The sequence below is a fragment of the Rhodococcus sp. BH4 genome (genome assembly GCF_002079265.1).
In the GTDB taxonomy this organism is placed as follows: domain Bacteria; phylum Actinomycetota; class Actinomycetes; order Mycobacteriales; family Mycobacteriaceae; genus Rhodococcus_F; species Rhodococcus_F qingshengii.
In genome coordinates this window covers 491,906-513,273 of the sequence record NZ_CP014942.1, presented here as the reverse complement: position 1 = coordinate 513,273, position 21,368 = coordinate 491,906, and the positions used below count along the sequence as shown (strand labels likewise).

Annotated in this window: 14 protein-coding genes and 1 pseudogene; 8 read left to right on the top strand and 7 right to left on the bottom strand. The window is 60.5% G+C overall.

Annotated elements, in window-relative coordinates; genetic code table 11:
* Nucleotides 1–492 precede the first annotated feature (492 nt).
* A complete protein-coding gene (locus tag A0W34_RS31740) occupies nucleotides 493–3,027 on the top strand; it encodes a cutinase family protein (protein ID WP_081559475.1) in 2,535 nt (844 codons plus the stop codon).
* A 337-nt stretch (nucleotides 3,028–3,364) separates the two neighbouring features.
* On the opposite strand, the gene A0W34_RS31735 is transcribed toward A0W34_RS31740, so the two are convergent.
* Nucleotides 3,365–4,603, bottom strand: a complete 1,239-nt coding sequence (locus tag A0W34_RS31735) for a hypothetical protein (RefSeq protein WP_156888992.1) — start codon at nucleotides 4,601–4,603, stop codon at nucleotides 3,365–3,367.
* 67 nt (nucleotides 4,604–4,670) lie between these two features.
* Between A0W34_RS31735 and A0W34_RS31730 the strand changes: the two genes are divergently transcribed.
* The 4 genes from A0W34_RS31730 (at nucleotide 4,671) to A0W34_RS31715 (ending at nucleotide 8,560) form a co-directional block, all read left to right on the top strand.
* Nucleotides 4,671–6,344, top strand: a complete 1,674-nt coding sequence (locus tag A0W34_RS31730) for a SulP family inorganic anion transporter (RefSeq protein WP_081559473.1) — start codon at nucleotides 4,671–4,673, stop codon at nucleotides 6,342–6,344.
* Nucleotides 6,345–6,399: 55 nt separating this feature from the next.
* On the top strand, nucleotides 6,400–6,684 hold the full coding sequence (locus A0W34_RS31725) for a hypothetical protein (RefSeq protein ID WP_076948908.1): 285 nt from the start codon (nucleotides 6,400–6,402) through the stop codon (nucleotides 6,682–6,684).
* Between the two features lie 42 nt (nucleotides 6,685–6,726).
* Complete coding sequence (locus tag A0W34_RS31720) at nucleotides 6,727–7,140, top strand: DUF7144 family membrane protein (protein ID WP_081559471.1); 414 nt, start codon at nucleotides 6,727–6,729, stop codon at nucleotides 7,138–7,140.
* Between the two features lie 106 nt (nucleotides 7,141–7,246).
* A complete protein-coding gene (locus tag A0W34_RS31715) occupies nucleotides 7,247–8,560 on the top strand; it encodes a DUF1254 domain-containing protein (RefSeq protein ID WP_081559469.1) in 1,314 nt (437 codons plus the stop codon).
* A gap of 69 nt (nucleotides 8,561–8,629) precedes the next feature.
* Here the strand turns inward: A0W34_RS31715 and A0W34_RS31710 are convergent, their stop codons facing one another.
* Nucleotides 8,630–11,104: a LuxR C-terminal-related transcriptional regulator gene (locus A0W34_RS31710; protein WP_198035748.1), complete on the bottom strand. Its 2,475-nt coding sequence runs from the start codon at nucleotides 11,102–11,104 to the stop codon at nucleotides 8,630–8,632.
* 301 nt (nucleotides 11,105–11,405) lie between these two features.
* On the opposite strand from A0W34_RS31710, the gene A0W34_RS31705 reads away from it, so the two are divergent.
* Entirely contained in the window at nucleotides 11,406–12,734 is a 1,329-nt protein-coding gene (locus tag A0W34_RS31705; RefSeq protein WP_081559678.1) for a DUF1254 domain-containing protein, read from the top strand.
* 173 nt (nucleotides 12,735–12,907) lie between these two features.
* Nucleotides 12,908–13,236 (top strand): annotated as a pseudogene (locus A0W34_RS31700) (ADP-ribosylglycohydrolase family protein); the annotation flags it as partial.
* 355 nt (nucleotides 13,237–13,591) lie between these two features.
* Here A0W34_RS31700 and A0W34_RS31695 read toward each other — a convergent pair.
* A complete protein-coding gene (locus A0W34_RS31695) occupies nucleotides 13,592–15,526 on the bottom strand; it encodes an oxidoreductase (RefSeq protein WP_081559465.1) in 1,935 nt (644 codons plus the stop codon).
* A gap of 276 nt (nucleotides 15,527–15,802) precedes the next feature.
* On the opposite strand from A0W34_RS31695, the gene A0W34_RS31690 reads away from it, so the two are divergent.
* Nucleotides 15,803–16,843: an ABC transporter substrate-binding protein gene (locus tag A0W34_RS31690; RefSeq protein WP_081559676.1), complete on the top strand. Its 1,041-nt coding sequence runs from the start codon at nucleotides 15,803–15,805 to the stop codon at nucleotides 16,841–16,843.
* Between the two features lie 55 nt (nucleotides 16,844–16,898).
* On the opposite strand, the gene A0W34_RS31685 is transcribed toward A0W34_RS31690, so the two are convergent.
* The 4 genes from A0W34_RS31685 to A0W34_RS31670 all read right to left on the bottom strand — a co-directional run bounded on the left by A0W34_RS31685 (nucleotide 16,899) and on the right by A0W34_RS31670 (nucleotide 21,288).
* A complete protein-coding gene (locus A0W34_RS31685; protein WP_081559463.1) occupies nucleotides 16,899–19,076 on the bottom strand; it encodes a 3-hydroxyacyl-CoA dehydrogenase NAD-binding domain-containing protein in 2,178 nt (725 codons plus the stop codon).
* 56 nt (nucleotides 19,077–19,132) lie between these two features.
* On the bottom strand, nucleotides 19,133–20,344 hold the full coding sequence (locus A0W34_RS31680; protein ID WP_081559461.1) for an acetyl-CoA C-acetyltransferase: 1,212 nt from the start codon (nucleotides 20,342–20,344) through the stop codon (nucleotides 19,133–19,135).
* Between the two features lie 189 nt (nucleotides 20,345–20,533).
* On the bottom strand, nucleotides 20,534–20,908 hold the full coding sequence (locus tag A0W34_RS31675; protein WP_081559459.1) for a hypothetical protein: 375 nt from the start codon (nucleotides 20,906–20,908) through the stop codon (nucleotides 20,534–20,536).
* The gene (locus A0W34_RS31670; RefSeq protein WP_081559457.1) at nucleotides 20,908–21,288 is read right to left on the bottom strand and encodes a nuclear transport factor 2 family protein; all 381 of its coding nucleotides are present in this window, start codon (nucleotides 21,286–21,288) and stop codon (nucleotides 20,908–20,910) included. The genes A0W34_RS31675 and A0W34_RS31670 overlap by 1 nt, the downstream gene beginning before the upstream one ends.
* Between the last annotated feature and the right edge of the window lie 80 nt (nucleotides 21,289–21,368).

Genomic DNA, 21,368 nt, shown 5'->3' with positions numbered 1-21,368 from the left:
CCGTTTTCGGGATTGCGGACAGAAGCGTTCCGTCTAGCAAGGAGGTTTCTCGGAATGTCCTTGCTTGCTTCGAAGCTTCGGAGTGTCTACCCGCGATGAACTCGGTTGGACATGGCCCACGGATACCGCGCATGACCGTAAGACCCTCGCGGATTCTCTCCACAGCACACCCGTCTTCGCATGTCTGAAGCAGGTAATTCAGCTATATGACGGCCTGAACCTGGTGTTTTCGCCAACACCATGCACCGTGTGCTCGCTCAGAATCTTCGTGCCGTGCCCCCATTTTTGGGGGCACGGCACGCGAGCGCTCTCAAAGTACTGTATTAATTCGTCCTAGACGAACCCAACTGGTCTGCCTTTGGTCTATACGACGGCCAAGACCGACGCACCGCCGTGGGCAAAGTGGGGAAGCGCCGATGTGGCTTGTACCCACCTCTCGGAGCCGACTCTTGCAGGACTACCCGATCTACCCCTGACATCTACGGAGTAGCAATGACCCTGTCTCCTCGCGGACGACTGCGCACTGCACGAGTGCCACGGCTTTTGGTTGTGCTCGGCGCTGCCCTGTTCTTGACCACCATGTTGGTCATCGCCCCCGGCGTGGTAGGTGGGCCCGCAGCGAATGCTGATCCCGGAGCGAGCGATTCGCTACCCCCGGTCACTGCGATTGCAGCCGGGGAAGGACATACCTGCGCGATCGCTGAGATAGGCACCGTCTACTGCTGGGGGACCAATGCTCAGGGTCAGTTGGGGGCGGGAATCTTCCAAAGCCAGTCGAACACGCCGGTCCAGGTCGCTGGAATCAGCGGCGTCACTGCCCTCACGGTGGGCTACGACCACAACTGCGCCATCGCCGGCGGCGGCGCCGTCTACTGCTGGGGATCAGGCGATAACGGCCAGTTGGGTGACGGAGCCAAAATGAACCGGTGGGCCCCGGTGCAGGTCGCGGGAATCACCGGCGCCACCTCGATAGCAGCTGGTGTCGTTCATACCTGCGCAATCGCAGGCGGCGGTGACGTCTACTGCTGGGGATCAGGCAATTACGGTCGGCTCGGGGACGGAACCGCTGACCCTTCCGACTATCTCGGAGCTGGCCAGGAACATCTGACCCCGGTGCAGGTGCCCGGGATCACCGGCGCCGTCGCCATCACCGTCGGCTGGTCTCACACCTGCGTGATCACCACCGGCGGCACCGTGCGCTGTTGGGGATACAACAGCGGAAGCCAAGTGCGTGCCGGCGACTGGATCGAACCGAGCCCGGTGCAGGTCGCCGGAGTCACCGGTGCCATCGACATCACCGCCGGCCTCAGCCACACCTGCGCCATCGTTACAGGCGGCATTGCCCGCTGCTGGGGAACAGGGAATTCCGGCCAGCTCGGTGACGGAAGCACCCAGGTCGCGTTGACTCCGGTGCAGGTATCGGGGATCACCGGCGTCACCGACATCACCGCCGGCGCCTTTCACAACTGCGCCATCACCGCAGGCATCGCCCGCTGCTGGGGCTCGGGCAGCAACGGCGAATTGGGCGACGGCAGCACCCAAGACCGGTGGTCCCCGGTGCAGGTCGCCGAGATCACCGGCGTCACCGACATCACCGCCGGCCGATACCAGCACACGTGCGCCGTCGTTACCGGCGGCGACGCCTACTGCTGGGGGTCAGGCAGTTCCGGTCAGCTAGGCGAGGGCAGCACCCAGGACCGACTGACCCCGGTGCAGGTCGGAGCGCCGCCGTCCAATGGGTGCGCAGGCACGACCTACTTCCTCGGCGTCCGGGGCTCAGGTGAAGATCCGCAACCAGGCTCCGGTGACGGAGATGCGAACGGCTCCCACCCCTCGGGAATGGTCCAACAACTCGCCGACGAATTCGGGCTGTTCTTCTACGGCGCTGACCGCCCCAATCGAGGCATAGGCACCCCGGTCGGAGCAGTGTCGGGGTATGTCGGCAAGAGCTCCCGTGACACGTTCGTTCCTCTGGGCATCGCCTACCCTGCCGTGGAAGTTGAGATCGGGGCCCTCGACTATCCGATCAACTACAGGTCCTCGGTCGACCTCGGCGCCGCAGGCGTGCATACGGTACTGAGTCGCCTCAAGTCCTACTGCGGCGCAGAGCTTCCGAAGGTGATATTGTCCGGCTATTCGCAAGGGGCGCACGTCATCGAAGACGCACTGGCCTGGATCAATGACAACGATCCGGCGCTCGCAGCGCTGGTGACGAAGACCGTCCTGATCGCCTCGCCCGTCCACAGGGCCTCCGGACCCGAGAACATCGGCGGCGCGAATACTGCAGGGGCGCTGGTACACACGAGGAAACCGGGAACCGACGCTTTCGTCAACGCACACCCCGGCGTCGTCACATCCATCTGCCGGCCAGGTGACCTGGTATGCGACGCATCCTTCGCCGACGGACTCAGCGACCCGACCACGTTCATCGGCATCAACCCGCAGAACGGCCTCGGCGCCAGAATCCACACTTCGTACGAACTCAGTGACATCGCCTGCCCTTACACGAGCCTGCAACAGTTCACCACCATCTGTGCCGCGAACTCAGCTCTCCAAGCCCTCGGTCGACCACTGAACACCCACACCGCCAGTACCCAACCCGGCACGAGCACCGACCTCGACCGGCAGTACTCGACCCGCCCAGGACAGAAGATCGACATCGTTTACACGGCGAAAAGCGGAGTCTCGACGGGAGTGTCGAAGATTGTCAACGTCTTCATGTACTCGGCGCCCACCGATCTCGGAAGCTTCGAGATCGGAGACGACGGCTTTGCCGCTGGCACCATCACCATCCCGGCCAGCACCCCGCCCGGCCAGCACACACTCGTCTTGAGGCGCGGTGACGGTGAAACCTTCACCCGAGCAATCGTCGTCGACGCGGCAGCCGGCGAGCCTGCCAGCGCCCTTCTGCTCACTGTCGACGGTGATTCACCCGACTCCGAGCCGTATCCGGTAGATCCTGAAACACCAGAACCTCCTATCCCCGGATCGGGATCACTCGGATCCGGCTCGCTTGGCGGAAGTTAGGTTTCGTGCGCGGCGTGATGCACTCACGCCGCGCACGAAACCCATGAAACCAGTGCCCACCCTCTCGGCGGATAAAGTAGTCCCACAGATCGACCAACGGCGGGAAGACACGGGCCACGCTCTTAAAATATTCGGTCGATGTCACCGAAATCTGTGCCCCGCGGGTCTTCGAGTTGACCAACCGCTCTCGCTCGAAGCACGTTATTCCGTCCCGGCGAAAAATACACAGACAGAGTCAGCCGCGGCTGAACTTCCACTCTTCGCGCTGGCGGTCCCGCAACATCTGGCGGCACCACCATCGAGAGCTCCTTGCGGTGCATGAAGTGGCGCCGGCTCGTTACACGCTGCGCAGAGCGCGAGGATCGGGAAATCTCCGAGGACTCACGTCGCAAGTCCGGGACTCCTGCAGTGACTTCACGAGAGCAGGTGCGCCGATCACGACAACAGAAAAGGCGAACAACCAACCGACAAGTGTGACCATTACTCCCAACACACCAAATTGTTGTCCCGAGGTTTCGATCAATCTCGGGACCACCAACGGTGTTGCGAGTTGGAGGGTGATCAGACCTATGGACGTGATGCCGCCGCAGGCGAAGAGGGTTGCTCTGCTGAAGTAATAAGGCACCAAAATCGCAGGAACACTGGACCAGACAGACCACCAGATAACGGATTGAAGAATGAGTGCCATGACTCGTGCCGTTGTGTCGTCAACGGACAGCGAGTAGCTCACGACGACGGCGAGCGACCCCCCGACGACGATTAGAATTGTGGCCAGCCATCTCCAGGCTTGTCGATAAGTCAATGTTGTTACGTGCCATATCTTTGCGTGGCATCGACCGAGAGCTCTGGCATATGACGTCGCGCTGACCATCAGCAGCAGAACACCAACGAACCCCAAAGCAACAGACGGTGTCGGGGAGTGCTTGAGCACCGCGGAAATTCCGTTACCGCCCATGCCTGGAACGACATCGGTCAGCCCGAGGGTGGACAGCGCCATCATGACGGGCAGAATCGAGGTAAAGGACTGTGCAGCCAACGTCATCGCGCGATCGATGATCCCGATATGAATCAAGTCGTGAATCACGTGAAATGTGGCATTCCATGGTTGTGACGCCCGCATCGCGACGAGGTGGTCATCGATTGTGCGCCGAATGATCTCTCGTTTCCGAAGTGATGTGTCCATATGTGATCCGTAACCGTCGGTGGACGTGACGTCCTGTAAGTACCGATAAGTGAACATAGTTGATAGCTGTGTTCGGGTGATCACCCGAACCGGACCTGTGTGGCTGATTGGTGAAGCGGATCGTGACATCGAAAAGTTGAACTCGTTCGCCGGAACAAAGCGCCCCTGCAGAAAAGTTGGACGCGCACGCAGTGTCGTCTGCTTGTTCTGTGTGTGCAAGATGGGTTCACCGTGGACAGAGAGGCCTTGCGGCGGTTTCAACGACCTGGAATTTTCACCCCAGTGGGGTGATGTTCGGAGATCGTCGAAACGGTAAATTCGAGGCGGCCGATGCCATGAAAAGTGCGAAACGAGCGGCTTCGAGAAGCCGGACATCAAGATTGCGTTGTTCACAAACGCTCGCTGGCATCGCACTGCCGTGACGAACATCTAACTCCGATACTCAGGACAGGAGAACCTCGTGCGTCTCCCCGTCGTGGGTTTGACCAGAAGTAACTGGCTGAGAGAGTTCTCTGCTGGGATCACATTGCTCGCAATATCCGTTCCGCTGAACATCGGATACGCGCAAATAGCGGGCTTGCCTGCGACTGCAGGGCTTTATGCATTGATCGTGCCGACGGTAGGTTTCGCGTTGCTCGTTTCTTCACGTCAAGTCGTGGCCTCGCCAGATGCTGCGGCGGCTGCGATGGTCGCATCGTCGTTGATGGGTATGGGTGCGGCAGGGAGTGGAAACTACACCCAGATGGCTGCTGCACAAGCGATTCTCGGCGGTGTGATGTTTCTGTTGTGCGCTGTGTTCAAGCTCGGTTTCTTGGCCGATTTCTTGTCGAAACCGATCCTTGTCGGATTCGTCGGCGGTTTGGCGTTGGACATCACCGTCAGCCAGGCGGCGAAGGTACTGGGTGTGCCGATCAACAGCGGCGGCGAATTCGGTGAGAAGTTGTTCGACCTCGTAAGCCATCTCGGTGAGGCGAACCTCTGGGCTATGTGCCTGGGAACCAGCTCAATTCTGATACTTCTCTGGGGGCGACGGATCATTGCTTCTGCTCCGTGGGCCTTGATGGTCATGATCGCGGCCACCGCCGCGTCTGTCCTTTTCGATCTTCAAGGCAAAGGGGTGTCGGTACTGGGAAAAGTCCCGGCTGGTCTCCCCACATTTTCGGTGCCAGTGCTCAGTTGGTCGACATGGCTCGCCCTGATCCCCTCGGCCATCGCACTGACCGCTGTTGCCGTTGCAGAAGGGCTACTCGTCTCTCGGCAGTACGGCGAGAAGAACAACTACTCCACAGATCCGAACCGCGACCTCCTGGCGTTCGGGGCGGCGAACATCGCATCGGGTTTTTCGTCCTCGTTCACCCTCGGTTCGTCGACGTCACGGACCGCAGCGATGGACGTCGCAGGTTCACGCACGCAACTGCCGAGCCTTGTCCTGGCCGTGGGAACCTTGCTGCTGCTTCTGTTCGGGACAGACTTGCTGGCAGACATACCGTCTCCGGCGATAGGGGCGATCGTCGCCGTTGCAGTCTTCAAGCTCATCGGATTTCTTGATTTCAGGGAGCTGTGGACACAATCGAGGGCTGAATGCGCGATCGGCGCAGCATGTTTCGTCGGCGTCCTGGTCGTAGGTCCGATCGGTGGGATCACCTTGGCGTTCGTCCTGTCGTTGGTCAACCTTGCGCGCCGAGCAAGCAATCCCGCCGTCGATATTCTCGCCGGATCGGATGACCCGACCGTATCGCTGCTCGACGAGGTTGACGACGTGAGGGAGACGGCGCCGGGAGTGATCATCATGCGCTTCGCTGCGCCCATCTTCTTTGCCAACGGCTCGGTCCTAGCTGATAGAGCGCGCAATGCAGTCGAATCCGCACCGCATCCGGTGACTACATTCGTCCTGGACCTCGAAGCCGTCACCGACATCGACGTGACCGGCGCCGGCGCCCTGATAGCGCTGAGGGAATGGCTGCGTTCCCGCTCGGTGACACTCGGGTTCTCCCGAGTGCGGCCACCTCTACAGGAACGCTTCACACGATTCGGGTTGTTGGAATCGGCCCGCCTGTACCGGACGAATCGCGACGTAGTCAGTGCTTTTCGCATGGAATTCACCACGCCCGATGCGGACGTACCGGAAAGATGACGCAACGTACATCGTTCGAGTCGTGCATCGTCACTCCACGAAAGGGTCTCATCTCATGCTCATCATCGGAATACTCCTGTTCGGGATTCTCATCGGAGCGGCAGCCCAGTTGATACTGGGAAAAACGACCGCACGTGTGGACTGGACCTTCGCGTTCATCGCGGGAATCGGTGGTTCTCTAGTCGGCGGTTTGCTCGTGAGTCTGATTTCGGGCGACGGAATAGCGTTGCGCCCCAGCGGAATCCTAGGGTCCCTCGTCGGCGCTGTTGTCATCACCGCAGGCTGGCAGTGGTACCGCCAGAAGAACACATCCACGGCCCCGCATCCTTCTGATCACTGATTGTCCACTTTACCGCCCACCACGCTCGATCGAGAGGAAATCATGACCAATACACCTTCGCCTTCCAAGGTTCATCCCGTGCGAAATGGCATCGCGATCGGCACGAACTTCGCCGCGGCAGTCCTTCTTCTCACCGCCGGCGTCATATCCCTCTTCCAAGGAATATCGGCCGTGGCCAACGACAACCTCTTTGTCGTCGGAGCGGTCTATGTCTACGAATTCGATACCACGACCTGGGGCTGGATCCACATCGCGCTCGGCGCCGTCGGCATCGCTATCGCAATCGGAATGATGATGGCGGCCTCATGGGCTCGCATTGCGGCGATCCTGATCGCAGCTCTGTCGATCATCGCGAACTTCCTATGGCTTCCGCACTACCCACTCTGGTCCATCCTGATCATCGCCCTCGACATCGTCGTCATCTGGGCAGTAGCCACATGGGACTCCGAAGACTGAGCCACAGACACATCGCCTCTCACGGGGCCGACCGAGCAACCAGCTTCGGAAACCCACAAGAGTTCCCGCAGTACCCGGAACTCGGCAGAACTCACCCAGGAGAACTATGAGCACCTTGTCCAGTGACCTACGCACACTGAGCTACGAGGCCTACGTCTACCTCTATCCGCTGGTGACGATGGATATTACCCGGCTGCAAGGGCTTAACGTCGAGGCGAATGCAAAACCAGGTTACGGGCCCGCGAACGAGTTCCATCACATACGTGCATTCCCGTCCGCGGATCTGCGCGTCGTAGTTCGAGTCAATTTCGATACGCTCTACTCGGTAGCCTGGCTCGACCTGACCGCAGGACCGGTCAAAGTTCAGGTACCGGACACCGACGAACGCTTCTACATGCTTCCGATGCTCGATATGTGGACCGACGTGTTCGCTAATCCAGGCAAGCGAACCACCGGAACCGATGCAGCAGAATGGATCGTGGTCGGTCCCCACTATTCCGGTGATCTACCCGCCGATATCGAGGTGATTACCGCTCCGACACCGTACGTGTGGATCATCGGCCGTACCCAGACCAACGGACCAGACGACTACCACGCCGTGAACGCCGTTCAGGACGGGTTCACCGTGACACCTCTGGTATCGACACCACAGCATCCCATTGATCCTGACTGCGACACCACCACCGAACCGTTGACGATCGTCAACGAGTTCACTGCGATCGACTTCTTCACGCGCGCGGCAGAAGCGCTGAAGGTCAATCCGCCACATTCGACCGACTTCTCGGTTCTGGCGCGCATCGCTCAGATCGGCATCGTTCCTGGCGAGGACTTCGATCGGACTCGATTCACCGACGCCGAGGTTCACGAAATCGAGGCCGGCGCTACGGCTGCGCTGGCAGATCTTCGAGCTGCCCTTGCAACATTGGGAAGGCAGGTCAACGGTTGGACCACGTTCACCGAGACCATGGGGGTCTACGGAAACTACTATTTCAAGAGGGCGGCCATCACACTGATCGGACTTGGCGCGAATCCCCCTGAAGATGCCGTCTACCCGTTTCTCGCCACGGATGCCGACGGAGACATCCTCGTAGGGGATCTTCCGTACGTCATCCATTTCGATGCCGATGCGCTGCCTCCGGTTTATGCGTTCTGGTCGGTCACCATGTACGACGCTGAAGGATTTCAGGTCGCCAACGAACTCGACCGCTTCGCGATCGGTGATCGTGACCCGTTGACGTACAACTCGGATGGATCTCTCGATCTCTATCTCCAGCATGCGAATCCGGGATCGGAACGGGAAGCGAACTGGCTGCCGGCACCGCTCGGGCCGCTGGGCGTCACGATGCGCCTCTACGCTCCGCAACCACAGGCGCTGGACGGCCGCTGGAATCCGCCACCCGTGCGTAAAGCAATCCGATAGCTCGCTCTCGGGGGCTCAGGTCCACCTCGACAACGGCGTCGCTACGAGGTGCGATTCGCATGTACCCGGTTACATGCGAATCGCAACCGCAGCCCTTCGAGTGCTGACCCCGAGTTTGCGATAAAGAGAGCGCTTCTGCGATTTGATCGTATTCACCGACACATAGAGCGCTTGCGCAATCTCCGCGATCGTCATGTTGGTGCGAAGATAGTTGAGCACTTCCAACTCTCGACGAGTCAGTTTCTGTCCGGACAGATGGTGGCGAGTCGACAACTCGCTGCTCGAAGCCAGGGCTGCACCGAGGAACTCCGAGTACTTCGAACCCCACTGCGAGTGAGTGGTCAGTAGGTCACGCAAGTCCTGGCCGCCGTCGACATACGGTCGCAGGATTGTCTGTGGCTCAGCGATATCCAAACTCTGCTCGAGCAGTTGATGCGCATGCACCGACTTGCCGCTGCCCACGTGGACGAGCGCCAGTGTGACCATCGCGGCGACCCTGACGAATGACGGCGCAGCATCATCGGTCAGTGGTGAAACCAACTCCACTGCGAGATCACTTTCACCCCGACGGCGATACAGCTCTCCGAGTATCACCGAGACCACCGGGACGAATCGGGCGTCGGATATTCGCGCGGCGATGTCCACCGCAATATCACCGTGCCCGCGTGCTTCGGCGATCTTCGCCAGAGCAAGTTGCTTGTAAACCCCCCATGGAACACCGTGCGCTTCCACTTCACTGACAGATCGCAAATCTCTTTCGGCAACATCGAGCGTGTCGGAACGACCTGCAGCACAAGCAATAAGGGCACGAAATATGCGAGCCAAGTCCGCATACGGTGCCTGCCTGTTGTCCGAGACGATCACCTGCTGAAATTTCTTGTCGGACTGCGCGATGTCGTTTCTCCAATAATCGACGAAACCCTCGGCAAATAGATCGATGCCACCGTCGTAGTTATCCCAATGATCTCGATCGATGGCGTCGGTGAGCTCAGAAACAGCTGCCATCGCGTCGTTGAAATCACCGCTGAAGGCCAACGCGAAACGAAGATTGGCCGCGGCACGGTGCGCAATGGTGTGTTGCCCTGCTATCTGACATTCGCGAACGGCAGTTCTCAATAACTGAATTGTTCTTCCGGTATCTCGGCGTAGGCGAAGCTCCGTCCATCCCAGCAGGAACACTGCGCAGCTGTACACGGGCGGAGTGAGGGTGTGCGTGCCTCGGAGTGAACGGTCGACGGTGTCGCACGCCGCGGCAAGTTGAGTGTGGTCATCCGCCAGGACCAGTTCGCTGATGGCGACAGCAAGCACCAGCGACATTTTCTCTGCGGGTTGACCGGTCATCGCCGCCCGAGCTTGGTCGAAGAGCATCGATGCCCCCGCCCGGTCGCCGAGAAGATCTCGACAGCACGCGCGTACGACGCGGATCATGGCGCTCTCTCGCCACGGGGACGGAAGTGAGATGCACTGAAGTTCGAGCGCGTCGGCTTGTGAGGAGATGACGAGATCGAGCCAGTGGTTTTCGATGATTTTCGTGGCGAAGTGCGGATCGTGTCCGCGCAGAGCAAGCGTGACCGCTTCCATCGGAAATTGACTCTGGATATGGTCAGCGGCGATGAGGCACAGTCTATCTGCGTGAGCGGTGTCGTTGCGGCGGAGAATGATCCGGCAGTGGCCGGCGAAAACGGAATGCCAGCGGTAGATCGATCGGTTGTGCGAGTCCGTGTACCGGTCGAGAAATAGACCTGACGTGATGCATTCCTGAAGAAGCAGTCTTGCATCTGATCGTCCACTGAGCCGGTCAGCTAGCGCCTCATCGAATCGAGAAGACACCGTGGTCGCCAGGATGAAATCGGCGAGCTCAGGGCGCACGCTACCCAAAACGTGCTCGGCGACGTAGTCGGTCAACTCGAATGTTCCGTCCGGCGACGGCACGAAGGCTGCATCAGGAATTGCGCTCGGTGCGCGATTCAGTACGAGGCGAACAGCTAAAGGCCAACCGCCGGTAGCATCCAGAATTTTCGCCGCGGCCATAGCCTGGCGACCGGTGGGCGTCGCCGCACGGAGCGCTGCGATCTCGGTCTCTCTGAAGTTCAAATCGGCAGAACCGACGATCGACGGCACACCCTGCGGATGAGGAGGCGCGAGAGGGGGCAGAAGCGGGCCGCGACCGGCCAACACGAGACGCAACGATCGAGGAGGACATGCCAGGAGATCCGCCACGACGCTGTCAGCGAGGGCAGGACCTGCGATATGCGCATCATCGATGATCACGACGACCGGCTCGTCGAGCGTGTCGAAGAATCTCCACAAAGTCTCGAATGCGACCGCTGGATCCGCCAGGTCGGGATTCAAAGTCGCCAGTTCTTGCACCGAACTCCGGTCCCACATAAGAGTGCGGTACTGCAGCGTAGAAATGAGCCCGCGAAGTATCCGACTCGGGGTGGTGTCGTATCGGGTGAGCGTCAACCAGGCAAAGGTAGTACCGCTACTTCGAACCCACTGCGCCAGCGCATGACTTTTTCCTGAACCGGCGGGTGCGGTCACCAATGTTACTGCTGATCGAAGAACTGCCTCATCGAGAAGAGCATCGATCTGCGGTCGCGGAATCGACTCTTCAGGACACTCGGGTGGAGTGAGGAGGAACCACGGGGAACGAACCCATTCGGGTGCGGAAGCGGTATGCACCTCATAACCGTAGGCGACCGCGCTACAGACGAATCGGATGCCACGAATCACCCCGTCAGGGTGATTTCTGCTCGCGGACGCGACTTCAGGCCCATTGAGGTGTTTCCATGGACTCGCCCGACAGTCTTTGGGAGGTCGGAGTCTTTCACATGGAGGTTCGATGACCGACGACAAACTTCTCTCACTTGCCGTAGACGCATACACGTACGCATTCCCGCTTGTGATCATGGATGCCAGTCGACGCCAAGCGACGAATGTCGCCGACGACCGGGCTGTCGCGGGTCGCGCACCCGCCAATCAGTTCGCACACTTTCGCGAATATCCGCTCGCTGACGCGAAAGACGTCGTCCGGTTCAACTTCGACACCTTGTACTCGATGGCCTGGCTGGACCTACGGGACGAACCGATAGTCCTCACAGCGCCCGACGCACCTAACCGATACCATCTCGTCCCCATCCTGGATATGTGGACTGACGTAATCGCAGTCCCCGGCACACGAACCACCGGCGGTGAAGGTGGAAGTTTCGTCATCGCACACAGTTCCTGGGATGGAGTCGTTCCCGACGGAACCCGGCTGATCCGATCCGGCACACCGCACGTCTGGGTCCTCGGACGCACCCAGGCGAACGGCGCCGCGGACTATCCAACAGTCCACGCAATTCAGAACCAATTCCGAGTTACGCCATTGAGCGCGTGGGGGACCGACTACGTGCCACCTAGTGCGGTCCGCACAGATCCATCCGTTGACGACATCACACCACCGCAAACCCAGATCTGGAATCTCGACGGACGGGAGTTCTTCGCTCGCTTCGCAGATCTACTCGCCGAGAACACGCCCCACGACAACGACTATCCGATGCTGTTCAGGATGGAGCAACTCGGTATCCGGCCGGGAGAACCGTTCACCCCCGACGACACTCTCGTGAAATTGCTGGACGAAGCCACGAAACTTGCTCAGGCAAACATTGTTTCGGCGATCACCGACGGACTTCTGGCCACCGAGCGCAACGGTTGGCAGTGGATGCAGACCGGATCGGGCGCCTACGGCACCAGCTACCGGCTACGAGCGATGGTCGCCTTGGCCGGACTAGGAGCAAACCTTCCCGAGGACGCTCTCTATCCCAACCGGGACACCGACGACGTAGGCGACAAACTCCTCGGAACGAACGACTACGTGTTGCACTTCGAGAACGACGAACTGCCTCCCGCGGACGCGTTCTGGTCACTGACCCTCTACGACAACAACGGATTCCAGGTCGCAAACCCGATTGAGCGTTTCGCCTTGGGTGACCGTGACGATCTGGTCTTCAACACCGACGGATCACTCGATCTACTCATCCAACACACTTCGCCCAGCCCGGACCGAGCGCCGAATTGGCTCCCCTCACCCGAAGGCGAGTTCCAGCTGACGCTCCGGATCTACTCTCCACGAGCCGAGGTCTTCCGAGAAGGACTCTCCCTCCCCGCGCCGACGAGAGCACATTCGTAACGCAGTGGGCACGTTCGGTTCCACCAAGCTGAATGACATCGAACCTCCAAGTGAGCCGAACAGCATGAAAAATACGTGTTCGATGGATGCAACATGACGTGCCTGATGTGCCTTAGTGTGTCCAGGCTTGAAGAGGTACTCCTCCGGTGCAGCTCAGAGATCGAAATCTTGTGGCCGCGTTCGGTGATCCGTGTGCTGCTGTCGGTGAAGGGTGGGAATCCGCCAGCGCGGTTGCCCTGGGGCTGCTCGTTGCGGATCTGGCGACTTCCGCCGACGGTGATGATGGTGCGCCGCTCACCGGGCCCGCTGCACTGGGGTGGGCGGCAACCAGTAACGGTGACTCGGACTCCATTGCCTGTATTGCCGGCGCGGTTATCGGGTCGGCCCACGTCGTGCCGGACTACTGGAAGCGTGCCGGTTTGGTGCCTGAATTCGAGCTGAGATATCCGCCGAGTTGGAGGCCGCCGCACTGCGACTGCCCGGAGAGAACACGAAAAACTGACCGATGCCGCAGAAGAGTTCCGTCAGGTACCTGACGGAATGAACTCTCTCCGTCAGCCTCGTGGTGCCGACGGCGTCGAACGACAAAACGAGCATGGCGCCGGTTCTGCACCCATCCCGAGGGTTGGACTGAGCATGCAGCCGCGGACTATCGACGCGCCCACTCCGTACACCAATCTCGGCTAGGTGAAATCGATTTCGGCACCAGACTGCTTCATGGCCCAGCGTGCAACACTGAATTCGAGCAGCGACTTCGACTGGCTGCGGCGATTGATCAGATGATTCCATTCAACCAGGTGCGTGGATCCGCGTATCGACATGTGGGAGGTAGGTCCGGTCGACAACCTCTGGACTTTCTATAGTTCTGCGCCGACACGATATCCCTCTGCGACAGCATGGCTGATCCGACGGGGCGCGACGCAGTCACCGATGACGCTGACGGACTCTCCAGCAACGACACCAAGATTCGACATCGGAACCCGTGGTTGATGCCAGACGGCCAACGCGTCGTCGACCGTTACGTCACCACCGCCGAACACGGGCCGCAGAATCAGTGGCAATGCGGAATCTTCCGGAACCACGAGGGTGTGGCAAATCTTGAACTCCACGCCGCCGTCACCGAGCCGACCGAGAAGTGGGCCTGCACTCTCGGCCGGAATCCGCGAGACCAACGCAGAAAGCGGGGTGGCGAAGGTGACGTGCCAACCCCGGCCTGCGAGCGCTTCGGCGGCGCTGTATGCGGGCCAGAATCCGTCACCCTCGTCGAATACCACTGCGCGTCGACTCGCCACCTCCGTTACTCGACCGGACAAGACGTCGTCGACCGTGGCTGCTGCTCGGCCTGACAATTGGATCGGTAGTTCGGCCGGCCGTGATCCGGTGGCCACGATGACGTGGTCAGCTGACGAGTGGATATCGGCAAGGTCGTCGGCGTCGATTTCGGCACCGAGGTTGACATCGACTTTGAGCCTTTTGAGTTCTCGCCCAAGGTAATCGATGATATCGACCAAGGTGGCGCGATGCGGCGCAGCCGCGGCCACGCGGACAGCGCCGCCGAGAACGGTGTCCCGCTCGAACAGTGTGACACGGTGCCCGCGCCCTGCGGCGACGCGCGCTGCCTCGAGTCCGGCCGGCCCGCCGCCGATGACAAATACTTCCTTGGTGCGCGGGGAGATGACACCGACACCCGGATGCCGACCGCGCCCGACTTCGGCGTTGACCGCGCAATGCAGATGCGGGTCGAAGACACGGCAGTCCTGATTGATGCCGAGACAGCCACGGATCTCGTCGATGCGGCCGGTCTGCGACTTGATGGGTAAGTCAGGATCGGCGATGAGCGCCCGCGCCATCCCCACCATGTCGACGTAACCGGACTTGATCGCGTGATCGGCGGTGGCGGCGTCGCGAATACGCTGGCCAACGAGAGTGGGAATGCCGGTGGCAGCTCGCACCTTTGACGCGGACGGAATTGCGACAGCGTCCTCGTTGGTGGAGTCCTTGACATATTTCCCGCGGGTGCCGTGTGTGATGGAGAAGTAATCGACACCGAGTTCGGACATGTTTTCCGCGATGCGCACGCAGTCGTCGATCTGCATACCGCCGGGGATCTCCTCTTCACCGCTCAATCGCACGCCGAGAACGAATCCGGCCGGCATGACGGAGCGCATTGCCTCGATCACCAAGCGAGGAAACCGCATTCGGTTCTCGAACGATCCACCAAAGCTGTCGGTTCGCTGGTTGGTCAACGGGGACATGAATTGAGCAGGCAGATAACCGTGCGCGGCATGGATTTCGGCGCCGTCTACGCCTGCCTTGACCAAATTCGCGGTCGAGATCCGCCAACCTTCGACGATGTCCTCGATCTCGGCAATCGTGAGTTCGTGAGGCGGGTACGCATCGCGCGCTGTCTTTATCGGGGACGGGGCAGATGGCGGCGCATCCGATTCGCCGCCGATGAACTCGCGACCGAGGTGACACAACTGACCGATGAACTTCGCACCGTGGCGATGTATCACTTCGACTTTCGCGGCTGTGGCGGGAACGAATTCGTCGATGTACGCCTCGACGAGCTTTCGTGAGCGCAGCGTCGTGGTCGGGTGTACCACGGTTGCGCCACCGATGATCATTCCCACTCCACCGGCCGCGAGCCGCTCGAAATGCTCGGTGTCCCCGTGTGTCGGCACACCGTTTTCGGCCATACTCGTACCGGCAGGCAAAGCCACCAATCGATTCTTCAGGGTCATCCCGCCGAGCGTGAACGGTGAAAATAGGTGGGGAAAATCGTTACCCATCAACGCTCTCTTTCCTTGCTCGCGCCTACTGACATGGCACTCCATACTTTCCTGTATTGAATTCAGTTTAGCTGATCGTACCGGCGCGGAACAGCCCTGCGATCATCCCTGTTGTGACCCGAGCCACATGACTATATGCTGCCGTCGCAAGCTAAACCGAATTCAGGTTATTTATCGGCGGAATCTGAATTCGCTTACTCTCTAACATTTTTCGAGATTCACCCTGAAGCTCGATGAGGACCACGGGCAACAAACTCGCGCCAGAAGGGCATGTTCATGAAGATTCTCCCTCGGTCGGCCATAGCGGTGACTGCGGTCGCCACGCTGATCATGGCAGCAGCGTGTGGCAGTAACGAGACTCCGACAAGCACGGTTTCCGGCAACTGGGACGACATCGTCGCTGCAGCCAATGCCGAAGGTTCCGTGCGCCTTTACTCGACCCAACATCCCGCGAATCTGGAGGCACTGCGAATTGCGTTCACGGCGCAGTACCCGCAGATCACCCTGGAAGTCACCCGAGGGACGGATGTCGAGATGAACCCTCGGATCGAGACGGAGAATCGAACAGGCAAGGGCGTAGGCGACGTTCACATGTCGTCGGATCCGTCCTGGATCAAAAATGCTGCCGCCTCCGGCGCCTTCTCCACCCCGATTGTGGGTCCAGCCTTCGACGATCCGGCGTACGAGCGCGACCGAAGTGTGATCGACGACCGGTTCTTTCTGACCAGCGCGGCGATATTCGCGCTCGGCTGGAACACCGACGCTCTGCCCCAGGGGCTTCGATCACCGGACGACCTGCTCGACCCAGCACTGGAGGGGAAGGTTGGGGTCGTGAACCCCGGCGGATTCGCGGCCGTGGTCGACGAGTACCAGTTCTTCGAAAAAAATTGGGGCAACGGCGATTTCAACGAAAAGCTGGCGGCCCTGAATCCTCGGATCTACCCGAGTTCGCTGGGTATCGCCCAAGCATTGAGCTCGGGTGAGATTGCCGCAACCCCGATGGTGCAGCCGCTGGTGAGGGAGATGGCGACAGGTGCCCCGGTGGACTGGGTACTGCCGGAGCCGGCTTGGGGAACGCCGTGGTATTCCTTGGTTCTTGCGTCCGCGCCGCATCCGAATGCCGCGCAGGTACTGGCCAACTTCATGGTCACAGAAGCAGGGCAGAAGGCACTCTCGTACGGATACGGTAGTGCTCTGCCGGACATCTCGGGTTCGGTCGGACATGCGCAGGACATCCCTCTACCGGACACCGCTGCGCTCACTCCCGAGCTGACCGGCAAGTTCCAAGAAAAATGGGAGCGGAGCTTTCAACGTTAGTGGTGCGATCTGGCCCGCCTCGGATCGAGGCGGGCCACCTCAGTGCTTTACTACTTCAGTACTTTTCACCCACCTCGGCCTTCTCGACCAACGACTGCGGTGGTTCGAAATGACTGCCGTATTTCGACGCCAGATCTCGGGCGCGGTCGACGAAACCTGGCAGCCCGCCGTCGTACTGGTTGATGTACTGGATCACGCCGCCGGTCCAGGCTGGAAAGCCGATACCGAAGATCGAGCCGATGTTAGCGTCCGCGACCGATACCAGCACACCTTCGTCGAAGCAGCGCACGGTCTCGAGCGCTTCAGCGAACAGCATTCGTTCCTTCATGTCCTCGAACGGAATTTCCCTGGACCCGGACTTGAACGCTTCACGCAGACCTGGCCAGATGCCGACGCGCTTGCCGCTCTCGTCGTACGAGTAGAAACCGCCGCCGCCGGATCGTCCGGTGCGTTCGAGTTCACCGACCATCCGATCCATGACGGCGTTGGAACCGTGGAATGGAACGGTCTCGCCTGCGGCGAGCAGTGCCCGCTCGGTTTCCTTGCGGATCTTCTGCGGCAGTGTGAGTGTCAGTTCGTCCATGAGCTGCAGTGGCGGTGCCGGGTATCCGGCCTGTGCGCCTGCTTGCTCGATGAACGTAGGGTTTACGCCCTCGCCGACGGCGGCCATCGCCTCGTCGAGGAACTTGCCGATGACGCGCGAGGTGAAGAAGCCACGACTGTCATTGACCACGATGGGGGTCTTGCGGATCTGCTGGGTGTAGTCGATAACCTTGGCCAACACAGCATCCGACGTCTTGGCGCTTTTGATGATCTCGACCAGGGGCATCTTGTCCACCGGGGAGAAAAAGTGGATTCCGATGAAGTCTTCCGAGCGCGCGACACCTTCGGCCAGGATGGTGATCGGCAGGGTGGAGGTGTTGGAGCCGAGCACCGCGTCGGGTTCGACGATGTTCTCGATTTCTTGGAATACCTGGTGTTTGACTTCGACCGATTCGAATGCGGCTTCGATTACCAGGTCAACGCCCGCGAAATCGGCGGCGTAGGTGGTCGGTGTGATTCGGGCGAGGAGTTGTTCGGACTTCTCCGCCGTGGTCTTGCCGCGGGCGAGCGCTTTGGCCTCCAGCGCTACCGCGTACTGCTTGCCTTTCGCCGCAGCGTCGAGCGAGATGTCCTTGAGTACCACGTCGATTCCGGCTTGGGCGGAGACGTACGCGATTGCTGCACCCATCATTCCGGCTCCGATGACGCCCACCTTCTTTGCGGTGAACTTGTCGTAGCCTTCAGGCCTTGACGCTCCACCGTTGATCGCCTGCAGGTCGAAGAAGAAGGCGTTGATCATGTTCTGGGCCACTTGGCCGGTCACCAACGAGACGAAGTAGCGGGTCTCGATCTCGTCGGCAGTGTCGATGTCGACGTACGCGCCTTCGATCGCGGCAGCCATGATCGCGCGTGGCGCCGGCATCGGTGCACCCTTGAGTTGCTTACGGAGGAGACTCGGGATAACCGGTAGGACCTGGGCCATCTTCACGTCAGCCGGCCCGCCGCCGGGAATCTTGAATCCCCTGGTGTCCCAAGGCTGTATGGCATCGGCGTGGTCGTGAATCCAAGCCTTGGCCGCCGGTAGCAATTCCGCCACCGAACCAACGACCTGGTCGATCAGGCCCAACTCCAGCGCGCGTGTCGGGCTCAAACGCGGGCCCTGCAGCAGCACGTTTGCCAGCGCCCCCTGGATGCCGAGCAGCCGTACGACACGGGAGATTCCGCCGCCGCCGGGCAACAGACCCAGGGTGACCTCGGGTAAGCCGAGTTGGTTGCCCTTGACGTCGGCCGCGATGCGGTGGTGGGTGTGCAGCACGATTTCCATCCCGCCACCGAGCGCGGCGCCGTTGATGGCGGACACTACGGGCTTGCCTAGCACCTCGAGTCGCCGCAGCACCTTCTTGAGTTCGTTGAGGTGGGTGGTGACCTCGGTGGCAGAAACCGGGTTCTTCGCCTGCGGTCCCCAAGCCTGCATGTCCCTGAGGTCACCACCGGCAAAGAATGTTCGCTTTGCCGAGGTGAGCACGACGCCGACGAAACTGTCCTTCTCGGCTTCGAGTCGGTCGACTGTCGCGGCCATTGACGACGTGTACAGGGCGTTCATCGTGTTGGCGCCCTGATTCGGGTCGTCCATCGTGAGCACGAGGACGCCATCAGTATCGAGCGCCCAGCCGATCATGTTGTCAGTCATTGATTCTGTATGTTCTTTCTCTTCAACAGAGGCAGGAGCGGATCGGGGGTGCAAACTCAGACGCGTTCGATGACGGTGGCTATACCCATGCCGCCGCCGATGCACAGCGTGATCAGGCCGTAGCGTCCGCCGGTACGTTCGAGTTCGTCGAGCACGGTGCCGACCAGCATGGCTCCGGTAGCGCCGAGTGGGTGGCCCATCGCGATGGCCCCGCCGTTGACGTTGGTCTTCTCGTGCGGGATCTTCAGATCCTGCATCCACTTCATGACCACGGAGGCAAAGGCCTCGTTGAGTTCGAAGACGTCGATGTCGTCCACGGTCAGTCCGGCCCGCTTCAGAGCGAGTTCGGTGGCGGAAGTAGGTCCGGTCAGCATGATCGTCGGTTCACTACCGGTTTGGGCGGTGGCCACGACCCGGCCGCGCGGCGTCAGGCCGCCGCGCTTACCCGCGGCTTCGCTGCCGACGAGTACCAGTGCGGCACCGTCGACGATGCCCGAAGAGTTACCGCCGGTATGGATGTGGTTAATCTTTTCTATGTTGACGTACTTCTGCAGCGCAACCTCGTCGAAACCGGTTGTAGCCGCGAGTTTTTCGAACGCCGGTGTGAGCTTGCCCAGACTCTCGACGGTGCTTCCCGGACGGCGATGCTCGTCGTGATCGAGCAGGACGACCCCGTTGAAGTCCCGCACCGGAACCACGGATTTGGAGAAATAGCCTGCATTCCAAGCATTTTCCGCGCGCCGCTGTGACTGTGCGGCGTAACCGTCGATGTCCTCGCGGGTGAATCCTTCGACCGTGGCGATGAGGTCGGCGCCGATTCCCTGCGGGGCGATGTACAGATCATATGCGGTCGCCGGGTCGGTGAAGATGGCGCCGCCGTCGCTACCCATCGGGACGCGCGACATCGACTCGACGCCGCCGGCGATCACCAGGTCGTCCCAGCCGGACGCAACTTTCTGCGCCGCCAGGTTTGTGGCCTCGAGACCGGACGCACAGAAACGGTTGACCTGCGTGCCTGGCACCGAATCCGGCAATCCCGCGAGCAGGGCCGCGGTGCGCGCGATGACGGCACCCTGCTCGCCCACCGGGGAGACTACGCCGAGCACTACGTCGTCGATTTCTGCGGGATCCATTGCGGTAAAACGCGTTCCGAGTTCCTGAATCAGCCCGACTACAAGGTCGACGGGCTTGACGCTGTTCAACGAGCCTTTTCGCAGTTTGCCTCTCGGCGTGCGAATGGCCTCGTAGATAAATGCTTGTTCACTCACAGGGATTCCTTTTGGTCATGACGGCTCAGTTGTTTCGGCCGGACGAGAGGGAGGGCCGCCTGCCGCAGTGGCGGCGCGCGCCTGCGATAGAGATCGCGAAGGAGTGCGAGATCGCGGGAGATATACGGCGTCCCCGGGTAGCGCGGGAAGGCTGCGCGGTACCCGAGGTCGGCCTGGATGGAGCTGGAATCAGGAGAAGGACAGTTCGGGGGTGCGGGCGATCAGTAGGCGCCGCACCTTGCCCTCGCTGTCGAGCTGCGCGGTGGCGTTGAACGAAGCCTCGAACTCGCCGCCTCGGGTGGTGCGGCCGAGTGACAACTCGACTCCGTCGACGAATGCCCCGGCGTCGACGTGGTGGATCAGAACGCTCTTCTCGCGTTGCGCCAGGTACGCGACGAGACCGTTGCGATCGCCGACGAACTCGGCCGACTGACCATCGCCCTTCGAGAACTGAACGGACATGACGAAGTCTTTGCTGATCATCGTCAGCACGCGCTCCGGATCGTCGGAATCCATGTACTCGAACCACTGGGTGAGCACGGGCGTCTGGTTTGTCTCGCTCATCAGCGAACTCCTCCGGCGGACGAATCGGAGGGAATCAAACTGAACTCTGCATCGAAGGTCACCTGATAGCGATCGACAAAACCGGAGGCATCGACGTGCATGACACCGACGAAATAGCCTGTGGTCTTGGTCCCGTTCTCAGTCACCGACCCGTGCAGGAAGTGCAGATCTCCATCGGCTGCGACGCGCAGGACCTTGTGTTTGCGATCTACCGGAGGGCGACCCGACAGGTAGTCGAGCATCGACGCACGACCACTCCCGTAGTTAGCCCCGGTGGGCAAAACCATGGCGAACTCCACGTTCTCGGCCAACAAGGCCACAGCATCTTCGAGTCGACCACTGTCGACGGTCGCGTAATAGGTTTCGATCACTGAGCTCATGAGATGAACTTAGTTCGGTTCATCCCTTCTTGTCGAGACCCTGAGGCGCTACTCTCGATTCATAACCAAACTGAACTCAA